This is a genomic window from Paenibacillus polysaccharolyticus, from assembly GCF_900102085.1.
Lineage (GTDB): Bacteria > Bacillota > Bacilli > Paenibacillales > Paenibacillaceae > Paenibacillus > Paenibacillus polysaccharolyticus.
Genome location: NZ_FMVM01000012.1, coordinates 93,669 through 110,663 on the forward strand (window position 1 = coordinate 93,669; position 16,995 = coordinate 110,663).

Sequence of the window (16,995 nt, forward strand, 5' to 3'; positions counted from 1 at the left end):
GCATAAATCAAAAAAATATTGTTTCCTGAGCGCATTTCTTCTTATTAAATGGGAAACATACCTCTCTCATCTGCTATTGTCTTACAAGAACTGCATACACCTGTAACATTTCCCTGTGGAGCAGCATAATACACGACCCTTTTCACATGTTTCCTGCAAATGGAACAGTAGTTCCTCCTTTCCTTTTTTGGAGTGTAGTCCGATAGCTTCACTACGTTTTGCTGCCGCCGAAACCTCCGTAAAAAACCTAGCCAATTCATATTCGCTTCACTCTTTCTTATGCGCTAGCCTTGTCATCGTTTTTTCCTTGGCCTGCAAAATCGCGCCACCTGTTATGTATACGATTCCAAGTTGTGCGTGCCGATCTCATATTTTATTCGACGTTTCGGGTGTTTTTCCTGTTTTAATCTCAGTACATATTAAAAAAAACCGTAGACACCTGTATTCTCTACACCCGAGAAACAGCGGCCTAATCGGTTTTTTCAGTCATCGTTTTATTTATAAAATGTGCCCAGTACGTCGAGATCCGATGAACGCTCTATGCGAAAAGGATAGATGAACCCCTGTTTCAGTTTAGCAAACTTTCGTCCCCACAGATCCAGTCCGGATGTAAACTTATAAGCCTGATATATGAATTTGGAACAATAATTTCGCTCGACACTTAGAAGGTTCGTTTGCAAGCGGTAGAATTTTACCTGCTTATAATGTTCTTGAACCCATTCTGCTGCCCGAATACCCACCTGATGGAGCTTGGAACGGAACACAATGAAGCGATCTCCTTCATAAAAGCGAGTGAGATACCAGTCCAATGTATCCGCAAAAACCGGCCCGTAAGGATGCACATGATACACCTTTCCGTCCAGACCAATAATGCCCATATGCCCGGCATAATAAGTTGATTCCGAGCTTGGCGTATAGACGATGTCCCCTGGCTCAAGCTTCAACGATTTTAATTCACTTAGAGGCATATCCTGCTGTTGCCTTTTTACAGCGGCACGTTTACGTCGGCCCTCGACCAATAAATGATGCAGTGCTCCGGCTGTAGCAAGATAAACCTCGGACCATTTCACTCGTTTCACATTCACACGTTGAAGCAATCTCTGAATGAAAGTCGTATTTTGTTGTCCGGATGATGAACCTTTTTTCATTGTTGTACTCCACCCTTGTCGAAATGTAATCCGGTTTTGAGTCCCTAGGCTAGCATGCAAGACGTGAAAACTTGTTATTATTCCCGCAAGCCTCTTGTAGATTTTGATTATAGACGGTTTAGAGCTGATCTTCAATCCAAAACCTGTTCAAAGACTGTTCTATCTTGTGCAATTCTAACTACTTCATACGCGCATGATACAAAAAAATAACCTCGGAAAATTTCCGAAGTTATTTTAAGTTCAAGTCTTGTTTCGACTTAATATTAACTACTCCACAACACCAAGCGCTTTGTTTTTTTCTTTGAAGCGACTGTTATGAGAAGAGACATAAGCTACTTTTTCGGCTTCCGGATCCATATATAACTTCGCACTGTTAACGGCCAGAGCTGCATCTGTAAATGTACCCGCGATCAGATACAATTTGCTTCCATAATCGACGAAATCACCCGCGGCAAAAACGCCAGGTATGTTCGTTTGCAATCTTTCGGTTGTGCTCACATGCCATTCACCCAAGTCTAATCCCCAATCACGAATGGGACCAAAATCACTCTTCATGCCATGATTGACAATCACCGCATCCACTTCAAGCATCTCCGTCTCTCCGCTTTCCATATGTGTAACGGTTACCTGTTCAATCATATCCCCGCTTATGCTGTGTAACTTCTCAATTGCGTAGGGTGTGCGCACGTCAACTGAAGATTCTTTCATACGCGACACGTTCCGCTCCAGTCCTCCAAAGTGATCACGTCGATGTACGACCGTTACCTGCTGAGCCAAGCTCTCTAGCTCATTCGCCCAATCCACAGCGGAGTCTCCCCCACCCGAGATTAACACTCGTTTACCGCGGAAAGGCTCGAGCTCTTGCACCGTATAATGTAGATTGGATACTTCATAGCGGTCTGCCCCTTCAAGCTCCAGTTTCGCCATTTTGTATATCCCGTATCCTATTGCCAAAATGACAGTACGTGTCCAGTGTTGCTCACCTGTAGCAGAAGTTAGCAGAATGGTGCCATCCGCTTTACGTTCAAATCCTTCAATCTGTTGTTCAAACACAAGTGTCGGTTCAAATGTGCGCGCCTGCTGCTCCAACTGTTTAATCAGATCTTCACACAGGATGGGTGTTACCCCTCCAACATCCCAGATCATCTTTTCCGGATAAAACAGCATCCGTCCACCCAATCTGTCGCGTGCCTCAATTAATTTCGTTTTCATATCTCGCATACCGCTATAAAAAGCAGAGTACATGCCTGCCGGGCCGCCTCCGATAATCGTCACATCATAAAGCTCTATTTCTTGATTCATCTCTACAGGACCTCCATCCACTCGACTATGGTAATTAATTATGTGATATTGATTCTCATTATCGTTTAAGTCTAATGGAAATGGGTTCAAATTACAATCCCAATATCATTTTCGCCTCCTGCGTAACTTTATGTGCGCGATTTCCTCTTCATTTATTGTGCTCTTGGAGCAGACAAAAGTTTATCTACAACAAAATCGAGTTGTTTATTGATGGAATAGATATCTGAATAATAAAAGAAATCAAAATCAATCTCGATTAACCGACCTTCTTTGACCGCCTTGATGTTACGCCATATCGGATTATCCGTTAGAACATCTGCCCCTTCATACACAGAGCGGAACACATAGTCACCTATGTATTCTGGAAGAACTTCCATTGAGATTGTAGAGCCATCTTCGTCTGATACGACATCGATTTTGTCTTGTACTACTTTAGGAGCTTTCATCTCCAAATACTCATAGACTGCCTGAGAACCCCGACCAAATTGCTTGCTCTCCACAACGACCATACCTTTTAGTCCGCCTTCAATAATGGAAATGGTTTTATCCAATATACCAGCGTCTGCAAGAGTTTTTTTACTCTCTTCCACTTTGCTGTTAAGGTTGTTAATCAAGACTTCAGCTTCCTTCTCTTTGCCAAAAATGCTGGCTATGCTGTGAAGTCGTTCTTCCGTTGTCATTTTCTCGTACGGAATATACACCGTAGGTGCGATATTTTTCAACGTGTTATATGTTTCTTCCGACGGAACAATAATCAGGTCTGGATCAAGGTCAATGACCGCTTCAGGGTTCGGTTCGAACCAGGTACCGAGTGAATTTACACCTTCAAGCTCACTCTTGTAAGCAGCCCCGTCGTATACATCTGATGTAGCGATTGGCTTGACTCCAAGTGCAACAACATCACCTTGAAGATACAGCACAACAACTCTTTTCGGATTAGCCGGAACGATAACATCACCTTTTATGGTCGAGACCGTGCGTGTTTCTTTATCTTTGTTTACTTGACTTCCCGTCTCTGATGTTACTGATGAACTACTGTTAGTCGAATTAGCACCCGTTCCTTCTCCAGCTGAAAGTGTATTGGCGGTACCTGAAGAACAGGCCGTAAGGAGCATCGTTAGACTTAATATTGCAATCATGATCATGCTGGAACTTGAATTTTTTCTTTTCATTGGTGTGGACCCTCCGTTTATATATCGATAATGATTATCATAATCAATATATCTTGACTTCAATGCCCAGCCAATGGACGATTCGGATACGTGCAATGGACGATCTTCTATTCGGCCCAATTCCTTCATCTTCTTTTGATACAGGGTTGGAGACATGCCCACATGTTTCTTGAAGATTCGGCTAAAATAATATACATCTGAATAACCAACCTCTGCAGCGATATCACCAAGCTTTGCATCTGAACGTACAAGTAAATCCTGAGCCTTGCCGATTCGCGTCTGAATTAAGTAATCGATGGGACTGTAACCCGTCTTTCGTTTGAATCGCATAGATAAATGACGCGAGCTAAAATTGAATTGTTCTGCTAGCAACTCAAGTGTAACCTGTTCTCTATAATGCTGATGAATGTATTCAAGCGTCTGTTTCACCGGATCAACAACTTCGGTTTGAACCTCTTGTGCAGCTAGCTGAACCATCAGTTCATGAATGAATTGATAAAACAGACTCTTCGTATAAAGCAGGTCCAAATTGGTTGGTTGCGTCCATACTTTCTCCATCTCATTAAAATACCTTAACAAGTTCAATGGACTCCTCGGTGTAAATCCATATTGTAAGGAAAACGGAGCACCTAGAACCTGTCCTTGTAACCACCTTTTACGATAATTTGGAAATGCTCGAAATGCTCTGTAATACAACATAATATATTCGAAATCTTCATTGGCCTGTATATTCAATAATGATCCTTTGGCTCCATGAATTAAAAAAAATGGTTCTGATTTATACTTATTTCCGTTCAATTGAATGTCGGCCGACCCTCGAATCGAATATATAAAACAAGCAGCAGGCAGTGTATATGATCCATGTTGTATTTCGTTCTTTAAGACGATGCGGCGTATATCCAGCACCTTCACGGCCGCATAATTCCAATATTGCATCTGTTCGTTTAATTGCATTATTTCTCTCCAATCTCCGTTTCTTCTGAAACAATGACCGCTAAAAACCACACACTCATTGATAACCATTATCAATTATCCTGATAAAGTTCGCAATACTTTACATAAGTATATTTTTAGTGAACAGGTAGAACCTTCATTCTTCTCCCTCATCAACCGATATATGGATAAAAGACCGTTACCATACTAAAGAGGGAGAAGGTAAAATGAATTCAATTTCACCTGCAACCAAAAGCAGCTTCACACCACCGGCCAGCCCGACCTCAAACCGAGATAAAGAAATTCAAGGGTTGATGCAGCAGAAAGTAAAATTAAATGAACAAATCCATATTGTTAAATCCAATGATGAGCTTGATATCAAAACTAAGGCAGAACGCATAAAATCCTTAACCGGTTCCATTGCGCAGATTGATAGTCACATCGCGCAGATCAAAGCAGAAGAGATGGAAGAGAAGAACAAGTTACAACAGATGAATCAGACGAAGCAACCACAATCGAAGCCTGAAGAGCCACAACAGACTCCGTCAATGAATCATCTTATCAAGCATAGTCAGACGTATGATCAGATGGGAAAGCTGGTTGGTTTACGGGACAAAATGCAAAGTTCAATTCATACGATTGAGGGGGAAACCCGGTTTGACCGGATTGTGTTGGAGAACGACACACACAGCGATATTGGCAAAACGCAGATGCTTGAAAACGCGGAACGCACGGTTTTTCAGAAAAAAAGAGAAGTAGTGCAGGATCTAGAGTCTAACATAAGAAAAGCGAATCATAAGCTCGGTGAGTTGGCAGACGATATTCATAAGCCTGGACGTCACGATTCGGGACAGTTTCCCTCATCTGTAGGTTCGCGCAAAGAAGAATCCCAAGAGATTGACCGAGGAAAATCGGCGGTACCTAAGTTGGAAGACAGTGCTCCCGATGAGGAAAAATCAGAACAGGGACGCGTAAGCAGCTCTGTACCAAACAAAGCAAGTGAATCTGCTGCTTCGGCTTATTCTTCTGTGGACATTCGTATCTAAGGAAGGTGAATTATGGTTAGACCTAAACGGATGTAGACCTGTAAAGAAAATATACATATTGTGAGATGGGTTTAATATTCCCTTTCTATCACGAAACGATCTTTTATTACTTAACACATGTGACTGTGAATTATTTATAAAGATCTAATTAGACAACGCTGTTTTTTGGGACGTATTCTCCAAATCTCGGCGTTTTTTTGTCATTCACCATTGACAGTGACTCAGGCTCATTTGGTTTGCACGTATTTAAGCTTCAATTCAATATGAGTACTTCTCTTCTAAACGATTAACATTAACCTATTTAGTATCTAAGTTTAGGTACAACTAGGCCCGCACAGCCTCCCCCTCCATGTCATTCGAACAAATGATGCTGCCATTGATGGATTTGCAGCTTTTTTTCACACGTGTAGCTTCATCAATAATCTGATTAATATTTTCATATCGTTGATATAGATTGGTTACAACTGCGATGGATACCGATACTAAAGGAATGGGTCGATTCAATCCCGAGCGGCCTTCACCCATCACATACTGATTGTTCCAGTCCTGTTCATTGTAAAAATTCTTCTTCAACTCTTCAAACTGGGAAATGACTTCTTCACAGACCCGCTTATACTGATGGTGGTTCAGGATTGCGATAAAATCATCCCCGCCGATATGTCCAAGAAAAGCCTCTGCTACCCCAAAATGCTCACGGAGTAAATTGGCCGTTGCTTGGATAAGCTCATCCCCCATTTTGAAACCATAACTATCGTTATACGATTTAAACTGATCCAGATCAATATAAAGAACACTGAATTGATCCTGTTTAAGCACCTGAACTAATCGGTCATCTATGATCCGATTGCCAGGAAGCCCTGTTAACGGGTTCATAAATATCGCCATTTCCGCTCGAACATCCGCAACCTCTAGCAATAATCGCCGAATACTCACCGCCCCATGAAATCGACCTCCAGATGTTACCAGAACTAGATCATACAGATCCGCTTCTTCACGCTTCATCGCCGCCACGCTGACATCTGTAATTTGTTCCGAATAATCTACGACCAGTGCGTTTACGTTCATAAGTAGCTTCACAGGACGCCCCATGTAGAGATTGTAACCATATTGTGAGCCGATCTGTTGAAAAAAACGTGTTCGCATCATCAATGAAATTCCTTTTTTCCCTTCAACCGCTACCCCCTCCAAATTTGGATTGGATTTAAACAGTTGATATAAGGCATCACACTTGGTCTCTGGCAGTACGACTGGAATCGGTTCAGCAATTTCACCTATTTGAGTAAACACATAAATCAACCCCTCGCCATATCGTCAACCATGTCACTTTTGATCTATCCGTGGTCACATCGTACCACTTTTTACCTAAAAAAGCGTTAACTTCAGGTAAATTTTTTCGAAAAACACCAATGCTTTGCTTAAACCTGTAAACTTTTTAGGTAATAAGTCACATTTCCACTTTTTCGTGTTGTTCAAAATGTTAGTTTGTAATGTCTATTAAATCAAATATAGAAATACACTAAAAATTCGGATATTTATTGGGCTTTAGCAAAACATCCAGGTGGCTAATGCTGTCACTGATGCCCTCGAGTCCATGCCAGTTCAATGGCGTGACGGATCGCAAGTTCGATGTGAACTGCATCATTTTGAATTTTTTCGGCAATAGCTGGGTAGCAGTTTATACACTTCTATATAACTTAACGTTAGCCAATATATTCATGTGGAAAAATCATTTTAAAATGAAACTTAATAGTTGACTCTTATTACTTCCAAAAGATTAATTATATTTACAAATATATCTTGAATATACCATTCCAATTGGATATTATTAGTACATAATATTAAAAGGAGGACTAAAAAATTGAAGAAGAAATTATCTCTGGTCCTCGCTTCTTCAGTCTTGGCTTTATATGCTACTTTTTATAGTCTCGCTAGTGCTTCCGAAAAAGAGTTGATCCCCGTAGATTCTGGTGAAACTTCTGGCTATGTTTACCTAAATGGGGAACCAATTAAAGAAAACACCACTGTTTACGCTACAGAAATTAATCAGGAAGAACTTATTGAGAAATACGGACTTGAAAAGCCTTCCGAAAGCGCAAAGTTAGTTTCAATTCAAATAGTAAACAATGAATCTGATAACCCTCGAGATCTTGTAAAAGAGCAAGATGACTCTATTAGTCCACAGAACATTTGGGGTTTCAAACTTGTAAAAAGTCCAACCCAAAGTGTTGATGATTGGACTGAAATTGCGAGAGGCAAATACTTTTGCAATAAACCGAAAACTCAGTTATGCAATGGTGTAGAAATTTCGATAGTTGCAAACGAAAGTGTATCAGTAGAGGTACAAACTTCTCTCAGCATCGGAGTTAAAAAGTTTGTTGCGGCAGAGTTTGGTCGTAGTCTTAATGAACACATTGGCGTATCCACATCCGTTATGGTTCCTATGAATGTCCCTGGAGGTAAAACAGGTATAGGAGTTGGCTATCCAATTTATAAATCAACGTATGGTCAAGTTTATCAAAAAGGGCTCTTCGGCGATACGCTTTTGGGTGGAGCAACATATCTTGAACCAAAGCCATCATCCATTGCTGTTACATCATGGATACAAGGATAAGAAGAAAAGAACATCTCATTGAATTCTGATTTTAATATCTCAATTCAAAACATTGTAAAACATTTATGTCTCGAACTGACGTCGTTAATCTTACGGTGTCAGTTTTATTTAATTTACGTTGAGAATTTCCTCTTTTTTTGAAATAAATATAGACTTGATTTGGCTTGACCTTCGCCAGATTTCGTAAATCATACGCCAAACAAAGGAAGCCGATGTCTTGCGGAAAAGATTTTTCGAACTGATACAAAGCATAAATTTGTCGATAAGAAATACCACTTGTTTATGTGATTGTAGAAATCCCATAAACAAGTGGTTTTTGTTGTATTATTTATTCGATATTATCGGCTCAAAACGTCCTTATTTTTTATAGCCGCAACTAAACTGTAATCCTTAATACCCTCAAAATCTTACAGCTCATCAGTTCAGCTAACCTTATGCTCAATTCTCAGCTTGTCAGCGACCATCGCGATGAACTCGGAGTTCGTCGGTTTCGACTTGCTGATGTTGATGGTGTAACCAAACAGGTGGCTGATGCTGTCGATGTTGCCGCGTGTCCATGCCACTTCAATGGCGTGACGAATGGCACGTTCGACGCGAGACGGCGTTGTTTTGAATTTTTCTGCAATGGCCGGGTACAACGTTTTGGTGATGGCGCCCAAAATTTCGATATTGTTGTATACCATCGTGATGGCTTCCCGCAAATACTGATATCCTTTAATATGCGCAGGAACTCCGATTTCATGTATGATTGACGTGATGCTGGCATCCAGATTTTTGTGTTTGCCCATCGGTACAACATTAGATTTATTGATATACATGGAGGAAGAAGAACCGCTGCTTGTAGACATTGTCGTTTGCGTGCCCACAAGCTGACGTACCCGATTCGCCAGTACTTCCATGTCAAATGGCTTGAGAATGTAATAGGAAGCTCCGAGTTGCACAGCACGCTGTGTGATGTTTTCCTGGCCGAATGCGGTGAGCATAATTACTTTGGGCTGCGGAGACAGATTCAAGCCGCGCAGGCGTTCCAACACTCCGAGTCCATCCAGATGAGGCATGATAATATCCAGAATTAACACATCCGGTACATCCCGGGTTTGTTCCAGCAATTGCAATACTTCTTCACCGTTGTATGCAATACCGGTCACTTCCATATCTTCCTGTTCGGATATATATTCGGCGAGCAAATTCGTAAATTCACGGTTATCATCGGCCAGCAATACCTCAATTTTTTGCAAAACGGTATCCTCCTTTTATTTAAAACCTCGTATTTTACAATTTCGTACATTTCCTTACACGTTAAATTTTCGACACGCCAAGTGAAATTCCTTCTGTCGAAAATTATTTTTCTTTATTTTTTTTTCTCGATCCTTTATAATAAATATTTTATTTCAGCATACGATATAATATGTTTACTTTCGACAAAAAAACCTTAAAGCTGTTTAACCAGCCTTAAGGTTTTTCGCTTGACCTTTTTTCATCATTACACCAGCATCTTGGAGCATCCATTCAATGAAGCATCCATAACCGGATTTCGGATCATTGACAAAGACATGAGTCACTGCTCCAATAAGCTTGCCATCTTGAACGATCGGGCTACCACTCATTCCTTGAACGATGCCACCCGTCTTATCGATCAGTTTAGGGTCTGTAATACGCAATACCAACCCTTTTGTCGCTGGCTCCGATTGATCGGCAACATGCACAATATCGATGGTGAATCGCTCGACCTGTTGCCCATCGACCACAGTCAAAATTTCAGCCGGTCCCTCCTTCACTTCATGTGAAAAAGCGACAGGTATTCCTTGCGAATACAAGCTATGTTCCGGATTCTGAGACATCTTACCGAAGATACCAAAAGCCGTATTACGCTCGATGTTTCCTAAAATTTTGCTTTCTTTAAGAAAATGGGCTCTTTTCTCACCAGGATCACCAGTTTCACTTTTCGAGATGGATGTAACATTAGATTGTACAATTTGTCCACTGCCTACAACGATGGAGGTTTGAGTATTCATGTCCGTGATGACATGACCTAACGCCCCATAAACGCCTTGATCAGGTGCATAGAAGGTAAGCGTACCTACACCAGCTGCCGAGTCTCGAATGTACAATCCCAGTCTCCATGCTTTATCTTCTGCATCATACGCCGGGGTTAACTTGGTTTTGATGGTTTCATTCCCCCGTTTTAGCACAACATCAATACCTTGATTACGTTTACCAGCAAGTTCTACGGCCTCGGATACACCCGATACACCATCCAGACGTTTGCCATCCATATGTGTAATCAAGTCACCTAATTTGATCCCAGCCGCTTCACCTGGTGATTTTTGTTCATCCGGATTAGAACGAACGAGATGATGCCCAACAACCAGGATACCTGCAGATTTAACTTTGACGCCAATCGTTTGACCCCCTGGAACAACACGCAGATCAGGAATTACGTTTACATTAACCGTTTTAACGGGAATTTTCCCCCATAGCTTCAAGGTTAGTTTAGCATGTCCCGTCTGCTGAGGATGAAGATGTAAAGGTTCCTGACGAGTAACCTTGAGCGCAGACTGATGATCCAGTCCAACGATATCCGGCCGATCTACGACAGCGCTTGAAGCGGCTGGTACTGCAAGCCTGACGTCTGCTTGCCTGCCCGCAAAGACCTGCACTTCATCAGGCAGAGAAGCATAACTCTGCATCGGCTGTACAACCTGGCTAAGTACACATAGAAAGAAGGCAAATAAAAGACCTAGCAATTTTTTCCTGAGGGGGGAATTCAATGGCTGTCACACTCCCTTTGCTTCTTTCGCTTGACGAAAGGTGGTCGCCAATTGCGTACCTATAAGATAACCCCGCCCCCAGGCTTTTATTACTGTCAAACATTACGCCAGCCGTCCGTTTCACCCTTTTTTGGCTTCCGCCAAATTCAGCATTTCTTGCGCGTGATGCAATGTTTTTTCTGTAATTTCCACACCACCGAGCATACGTGCCAATTCTTTCACTCGGCCTTCCTCGGACAGCGATTCCACTTGAGTCATCGTGCGTCCGTCGTAAACATGTTTCTCGATCAAATACTGATGATCCGCCATACAAGCTACTTGTGGCAAGTGTGTTATTGAGAATACTTGACACGTCGAAGACAGACGATGAAGCTTCTCCGCAATGGATTGTGCCGCCCGGCCGCTAACCCCTGTATCCACCTCGTCAAAAATTAATACCGGAATGCGGTCATGACGAGCAAATATGCTCTTCATCGCCAGCATGATTCTGGATAATTCTCCGCCTGAAGCGATTTTACCTAGTGGCCGAAGAGGCTCACCCGGGTTAGGAGAGATCAGAAATTCCGCATTGTCGGCACCTTGGCGGCTGAACCTGATACGGCGTCCATTCCATTCAATGCCTTTTGGATCTTCAGCAGGCACGATCTGAACACGTAGTGACGTTCTTTCCATCTGCAGATCCTTGAGCTCACTTTCTACCTGAGCAGCCAGTTCCTCCGCACATTGTTTACGCACTTTGCTTAGCTCCTCAGCCGATTCCATCACAAGCACAAGCAGTTTGTCACGCTCCGTACGAAGCTTCTCCAAGCGCTCATCTTTGTTCTCTAGCTGGTCGGTCTCATGACTGATCTGTTCATAATAATTCAAAATGAGTTCTACACTATCTCCATATTTGCGTCTTAGTCCAGAGATCAGATTTAATCGTTGTTCAACTTCCTCCAGTCTGCCGGGATTAAATTCGATTCGTTCCCGATAATCCCGCAGTTGAAAGGTGACGTCTTCCAATTGGTAAAAAGCCGACTGCAGTTGCTCCACAATCGGCTGCAATCTTTTACTGTCATATCCAGAGATATCTTCAATTTGTGATAAAGCTATGCTTATCGCTTCTAATCCGCGTTGTCCACTCAGTAAATCGTATGCACCCGAAACACTGTCCATCATTTTCTCGCTATGGGATAGTTTGACCCGTTCTTCGCCAAGTAATTCATCTTCCCCTTGGGTAAGACCAGCCGCAGCGATTTCTTCCAGTTGAAAACGGTACATATCAAGCAGTTGGTAAGCCCGCTGGCTTGACTCTTGTAGCGCCCGCAATTCCTTCTCAGCTGCAATAAATTTGCTGTAGCGCTCCTGGTATTTAGCTTTGACGGGGCCGATTATATCGGAGCCATACGTATCCAGCAACCCGAGATGACTTTCTGCACGAAGCAAACTCTGATGCTCATGTTGACCGTGAATGTTGATCAGCTTCTCGCCCACTTCGCGTAGCATTGTCAAATTCACAAGCTGTCCGTTAATCCGTGATGTACTTTTACCCTGTGTGTTCAATTCACGCCGAATCACCAGATGTTCCTCAGGCTCACAGTGAATACCCAGCTGCTCCAGCGTATTCCACACCGGATGACTAGGCTCCATCTCAAACAGCGCTTCCATCTCTGCCTTGTCACATCCGTACCGAATCAGATCTGCTGAACTCCGTCCTCCCGCGATCAAGCCGAGAGCATCGATGATAATGGATTTACCTGCACCGGTTTCCCCGGACAACACATGAAATCCCGGATGAAAGACCACATCGACTTCTTCCACCACGGCGAGATTGCGAATTGATAATGTAACTAACATCTGCAAAAACACCTCCGGCTGATTTAAGCAATATATCCCATGATGCGCTCAATGACAGTGACGCTGTTGTCTTCTGTACGGCAAATAATAAGGATTGTATCATCTCCACAGATCGTGCCCATCACTTCAGTCCACTCGATATTGTCAAGCAATGCTGCAATGGAGTTCGCTGTTCCCGGCAAACATTTCATCACTACAAGATTGTTGGTGTGATCAATGTGCAGGAAATTATCCACGAGCGCGCGCTTAAGCTTTTGAATCGGATTATAGCGCTGATCGGTTGGCAATGAATATTTATATCGTCCATCATCCATTGGAATTTTGATTAAAAGAAGCTCTTTGATGTCCCGCGATACCGTTGCTTGTGTCACCTGAAAACCCGCTTGTCGCAATGCTTCAACCAGATCATCCTGGGTCTCTATTTCATTTTGACTAATTATTTCACGAATCTTGATATGTCGTTGTCCTTTCATACATGCCTCCAATTAAAAATGTATTGCAAAGATGCAGTCTTGACCTTTAATGCAATGCTGTATCATGCCATATTTCAAACTTATTATATATTAATCCAGATCCTCTCCATCATACACGTCTTCTTGATAATCCATAAGCCTGATTACCATTATATCGGAATCATCCAGATCTACATAAAGCAATCCTTCACATCCGGGGTACAATAATAAATAGGGAAGAAAGCGGTCCCTTATAGCAGGTCCGCTTCGTTCAAGCGGTTGCCTGCGACGGGAAGTTTTGACTAAATACCTTGCATCCTGCCGCTCAGCAACATAATCAATAAACAACCTGCTGTATAAAACGGAATTATCGGCCTCAAAGGCTAAAGGTACTTTCATTTTCCCGCCAATCACGTCGTATCCATTGGCCTCAAGTAAAGTCAGAGCAGGAGAATCTTGAATGTTTTCATTAAGTCTCAACTCGGTAAAGCTTACCGGAATCGGACGATTCAGCCAGCTACGCAGTCCGAGAAACAACCATACGATTAAACAGACAGCAAACACACCAATAACGATTGTGTCATATTGACCCTCCATTACCGCTCACCTCAGTGATATATTCGAGATCGAACACCCGTTTTCCTTTGTCCCAAAATATCTTTCCAGCGAAAAGAAACCCATCCTATGATGAGTTTCCCGTAAAAGTATGAGCGGCTTCTTTGGCGACCTGCTCTGCAAGCCCATCAAGTGAAGCCTCGTCGTTCTCTGGTTGTGCGGCCTCTGGTGCTTCCAGACGCCAGTGTGCGAGAAATTCGATATTCCCCTCCCCACCCGTAATCGGTGAGAAGGTCAGGCCTTTTAGGTTTAATCCAAGTTGACTGGCAAAATGAAGCATGGTCTGCAATACATCCTTGTGTACCTTCGGGTCTCGGACAACACCTGATTTACCCACTTTATCTCGTCCCGCCTCAAACTGTGGTTTAATTAGAGCCACAATATCCGCAGGCCGTTGCAACAGAGCCAGAAGCGGCGGAAGTATAATTTGCAACGAAATAAAGGATACGTCAATGCTTGCAAAGTTTGGCACAGGTCCACTCAGATCTTCAGGCGTGACGTAACGGAAATTCGTACGTTCCATCACGGTGACCCGCTCATCATTACGCAGTGACCAGTCCAGTTGATTATACCCCACATCAATGGCGTATACATGGGATGCACCATGTTGAAGAGCACAATCCGTAAAACCACCAGTGGATGAACCGATATCCAACATGACAAGATCATTCATATTCAGGTTGAAATGACGAATCGCTTTTTCAAGCTTTAGTCCACCTCTGCCTACATAAGGATGCACTGAACCTTTTACCTTCAGCTGAGCATCCCTTGGAATTTTCATGCCTGCTTTTTCAATCGGTTCATTATTGGCATATACAAGTCCAGCCATAATTGCAGCTTTTGCCTTCTCACGGCTTTCGTAGTAGCCCTGTTCCACCAGCAGCACATCGATTCGTTCTTTCGGGAGTGACATGTCTTTCTCCTATCCGCTAATCATTCTAATGTTAGGAAGGGAAACGTGTTTTGGACATTCCGTATGAAGATTGAACGGCCATTTTACGCAATTCGGCACTTACATTCTCCACCGTGAGACCAACCTCTTCACGTTGTTCCTTGATGCTGCCATGTTCGATAAATCGATCAGGAATGCCCATCAGATGCACATGAACATCATGTATACCTTGTTCAGCATAGAATTCCAACACCGCACTTCCCATGCTGCCTGCCTGCGAGGTTTCTTCGAGCACAATCAGCTTTGTTCCACGGACAGCCAGATCACGAAGCATCTGTTCATCCAATGGTTTGAGGAAACGAGCATTGATAACTCCAGTATTTATCCCTTCCCGTTTCACCGTATCTGCTACTTCTTCAGCCAGCTGAACCATGGAACCTGAGGCGATAATCGCGTATCCTTCACCTGGACGTAGCTGTTCCCAGGAACCAATTGGAATCGGAACTAACACATCGTCCATTGGTACGCCAACCACATTGTTACGCGGGTAACGATACGCAATCGGACCTTCGTTATAATCCAGCGCCGTTTTCATCATATGGCGCAGTTCATTCTCATCTTTTGGCATCATAAGTACGATATTCGGAATGTGACGCATAAACGCAACATCGTATACTCCCTGATGTGTCTCACCGTCAGGTCCAACAAATCCAGCGCGGTCAATTGCAAATATAACATTTGCATTGTGACGACAGATGTCGTGAACGATCTGATCATATGCACGTTGCATGAACGTAGAATATACCGCATAAACCGGTTTTAACCCTTCCATGGCCAGTGCCGCACACATCGTAGCTGCATGCTGTTCTGCGATCCCCACATCAATCATGCGATCCGGAAACTCTTTGCTGAAAGGAATTAGACCTGAACCTGTAGGCATTGCAGGTGTAACCGCAACGATACGTTTATCCTCTTTCGCTAGTTCAACGAGCGTCTGACCGAATACTTCGGTGTACATCGGTTTTCCAACAGCTTTGAGCACTTGACCTGATTCAATTTTATATGGCGAAATTCCGTGCCACTTATGCGAATCCGCCTCGGCAGGCTGATAACCTTTGCCTTTGGTTGTAAGCACATGGACCATTACAGGACCATCCACATTGTCAGCCTGTTTGAAAGCCTCAATCAGTTGCGGGATGTCATGCCCGTTAATCGGGCCCAAATACGTGAAACCCAGTTCTTCAAAAAGAACACCAGGAACCATCATATATTTGACACTATCCTTAATCCAGCTCGCCGATTTCGCCAGACGATCACCAATGGCCGGAATTTTTTTGAGAATACCTTCCACATCATCTTTAGCTTTCAAGTAATGACGATCTGAACGAATTTTACTCAAGTATTTATGCATGGCTCCCACATTGGGTGCGATAGACATCTCATTATCATTGAGAATAACCATCAGCTTACGCTGTTCATGTCCGATATGGTTCAGTGCTTCAAACGCCATACCGCCTGTAAGCGCTCCGTCTCCAATGATGGCGATAACCTGATTATCCTCACCTTTCAGATCACGAGCCATAGCCATACCCATGGCAGCAGACAATGAAGTACTACTGTGTCCGGCTTCCCATACATCGTGTTCACTTTCGTTCCGTTTGACAAATCCGCATAATCCGTTCTGTTGACGCAACGTATCAAAGCGATCCATCCGCCCCGTCAAAACTTTATGCACATAAGCCTGGTGCCCCACATCAAAAATCATTTTATCCGTTGGACTGTTGTAGCAGTAGTGCAGGGCCACGGTGAGCTCAACCACTCCTAAGTTCGGTGCAAGATGCCCGCCTGTAGCAGACAGCTTCTCAATCAGAAACTGGCGGATCTCTGCCGACAAAAGGACAAGATCATCCTGGGACATCACCTTTAGATCACTGGGTTGTTTAATTTGTGGAAGCAGCACGAGAATCTCCCCGCTTTCCTAGAATGTTGTTGTTTATTAGATATATATCATTTATTGAGTGTAATGGATTGAATAACATTGAATCATTATACCATAAATGAACAAGAATCATAATTTACAGCCCGCTTCAGCCGATCAAGAGTCGTTCGCTTACGATTCATATCCGAAGCTCTGTAATTATGTATTCTCCAATCATTGAAAGAAGCTTTCGTTTCGTTTATTGGCATAAAGAAGCCATTACTATCATTACACTG

13 protein-coding genes and 1 pseudogene are annotated in these 16,995 nt (G+C 43.0%); 2 read left to right on the forward strand and 12 right to left on the reverse strand.

Going from position 1 to position 16,995, the window contains the following annotated elements; translation table 11 throughout:
- Window positions 1-494 precede the first annotated feature (494 nt).
- The 3 genes from BLQ13_RS17645 to BLQ13_RS17655 all read right to left on the reverse strand — a co-directional run bounded on the left by BLQ13_RS17645 (window position 495) and on the right by BLQ13_RS17655 (window position 4,576).
- On the reverse strand, window positions 495-1,148 hold the full coding sequence (locus BLQ13_RS17645; protein ID WP_090922480.1) for a hypothetical protein: 654 nt from the start codon (window positions 1,146-1,148) through the stop codon (window positions 495-497).
- Between the two features lie 267 nt (window positions 1,149-1,415).
- On the reverse strand, window positions 1,416-2,450 hold the full coding sequence (locus BLQ13_RS17650) for an NAD(P)/FAD-dependent oxidoreductase (RefSeq protein WP_090922482.1): 1,035 nt from the start codon (window positions 2,448-2,450) through the stop codon (window positions 1,416-1,418).
- A 152-nt stretch (window positions 2,451-2,602) separates the two neighbouring features.
- Window positions 2,603-4,576: an AraC family transcriptional regulator gene (locus BLQ13_RS17655; protein WP_090922484.1), complete on the reverse strand. Its 1,974-nt coding sequence runs from the start codon at window positions 4,574-4,576 to the stop codon at window positions 2,603-2,605.
- A gap of 206 nt (window positions 4,577-4,782) precedes the next feature.
- Between BLQ13_RS17655 and BLQ13_RS17660 the strand changes: the two genes are divergently transcribed.
- Complete coding sequence (locus BLQ13_RS17660; RefSeq protein ID WP_090922486.1) at window positions 4,783-5,601, forward strand: FlxA-like family protein; 819 nt, start codon at window positions 4,783-4,785, stop codon at window positions 5,599-5,601.
- Window positions 5,602-5,925: 324 nt separating this feature from the next.
- On the opposite strand, the gene BLQ13_RS17665 is transcribed toward BLQ13_RS17660, so the two are convergent.
- Window positions 5,926-6,888 carry a GGDEF domain-containing protein gene (locus tag BLQ13_RS17665; RefSeq protein ID WP_090922488.1) on the reverse strand — a complete coding sequence of 321 codons (963 nt, stop codon included), beginning with the start codon at window positions 6,886-6,888 and terminating at the stop codon, window positions 5,926-5,928.
- Window positions 6,889-7,156: 268 nt separating this feature from the next.
- Window positions 7,157-7,271 (reverse strand): annotated as a pseudogene (locus tag BLQ13_RS17670) (sporulation initiation factor Spo0A C-terminal domain-containing protein); the annotation flags it as partial.
- A 188-nt stretch (window positions 7,272-7,459) separates the two neighbouring features.
- Between BLQ13_RS17670 and BLQ13_RS17675 the strand changes: the two are divergent.
- Window positions 7,460-8,212 carry a hypothetical protein gene (locus BLQ13_RS17675; protein ID WP_090922489.1) on the forward strand — a complete coding sequence of 251 codons (753 nt, stop codon included), beginning with the start codon at window positions 7,460-7,462 and terminating at the stop codon, window positions 8,210-8,212.
- Window positions 8,213-8,634: 422 nt separating this feature from the next.
- Here the strand turns inward: BLQ13_RS17675 and spo0A are convergent, their stop codons facing one another.
- From spo0A to dxs, 7 genes are all read right to left on the reverse strand, one after another.
- The gene (gene spo0A / locus BLQ13_RS17680; protein WP_090922491.1) at window positions 8,635-9,450 is read right to left on the reverse strand and encodes a sporulation transcription factor Spo0A; all 816 of its coding nucleotides are present in this window, start codon (window positions 9,448-9,450) and stop codon (window positions 8,635-8,637) included.
- 204 nt (window positions 9,451-9,654) lie between these two features.
- A complete protein-coding gene (spoIVB, locus tag BLQ13_RS17685; protein ID WP_090922493.1) occupies window positions 9,655-10,983 on the reverse strand; it encodes a SpoIVB peptidase in 1,329 nt (442 codons plus the stop codon).
- A gap of 120 nt (window positions 10,984-11,103) precedes the next feature.
- Window positions 11,104-12,822, reverse strand: a complete 1,719-nt coding sequence (recN, locus tag BLQ13_RS17690) for a DNA repair protein RecN (RefSeq protein ID WP_090922495.1) — start codon at window positions 12,820-12,822, stop codon at window positions 11,104-11,106.
- 23 nt (window positions 12,823-12,845) lie between these two features.
- Window positions 12,846-13,295 (reverse strand): transcriptional regulator AhrC/ArgR, encoded by a 450-nt coding sequence (gene ahrC, locus BLQ13_RS17695; protein ID WP_090922497.1) that lies wholly within the window; start codon window positions 13,293-13,295, stop codon window positions 12,846-12,848.
- A gap of 90 nt (window positions 13,296-13,385) precedes the next feature.
- Complete coding sequence (locus BLQ13_RS17700) at window positions 13,386-13,871, reverse strand: hypothetical protein (RefSeq protein WP_090922499.1); 486 nt, start codon at window positions 13,869-13,871, stop codon at window positions 13,386-13,388.
- 85 nt (window positions 13,872-13,956) lie between these two features.
- A complete protein-coding gene (locus tag BLQ13_RS17705) occupies window positions 13,957-14,802 on the reverse strand; it encodes a TlyA family RNA methyltransferase (RefSeq protein WP_090922501.1) in 846 nt (281 codons plus the stop codon).
- 31 nt (window positions 14,803-14,833) lie between these two features.
- Complete coding sequence (gene dxs, locus BLQ13_RS17710) at window positions 14,834-16,741, reverse strand: 1-deoxy-D-xylulose-5-phosphate synthase (RefSeq protein ID WP_090922503.1); 1,908 nt, start codon at window positions 16,739-16,741, stop codon at window positions 14,834-14,836.
- Window positions 16,742-16,995: the final 254 nt, after the last annotated feature.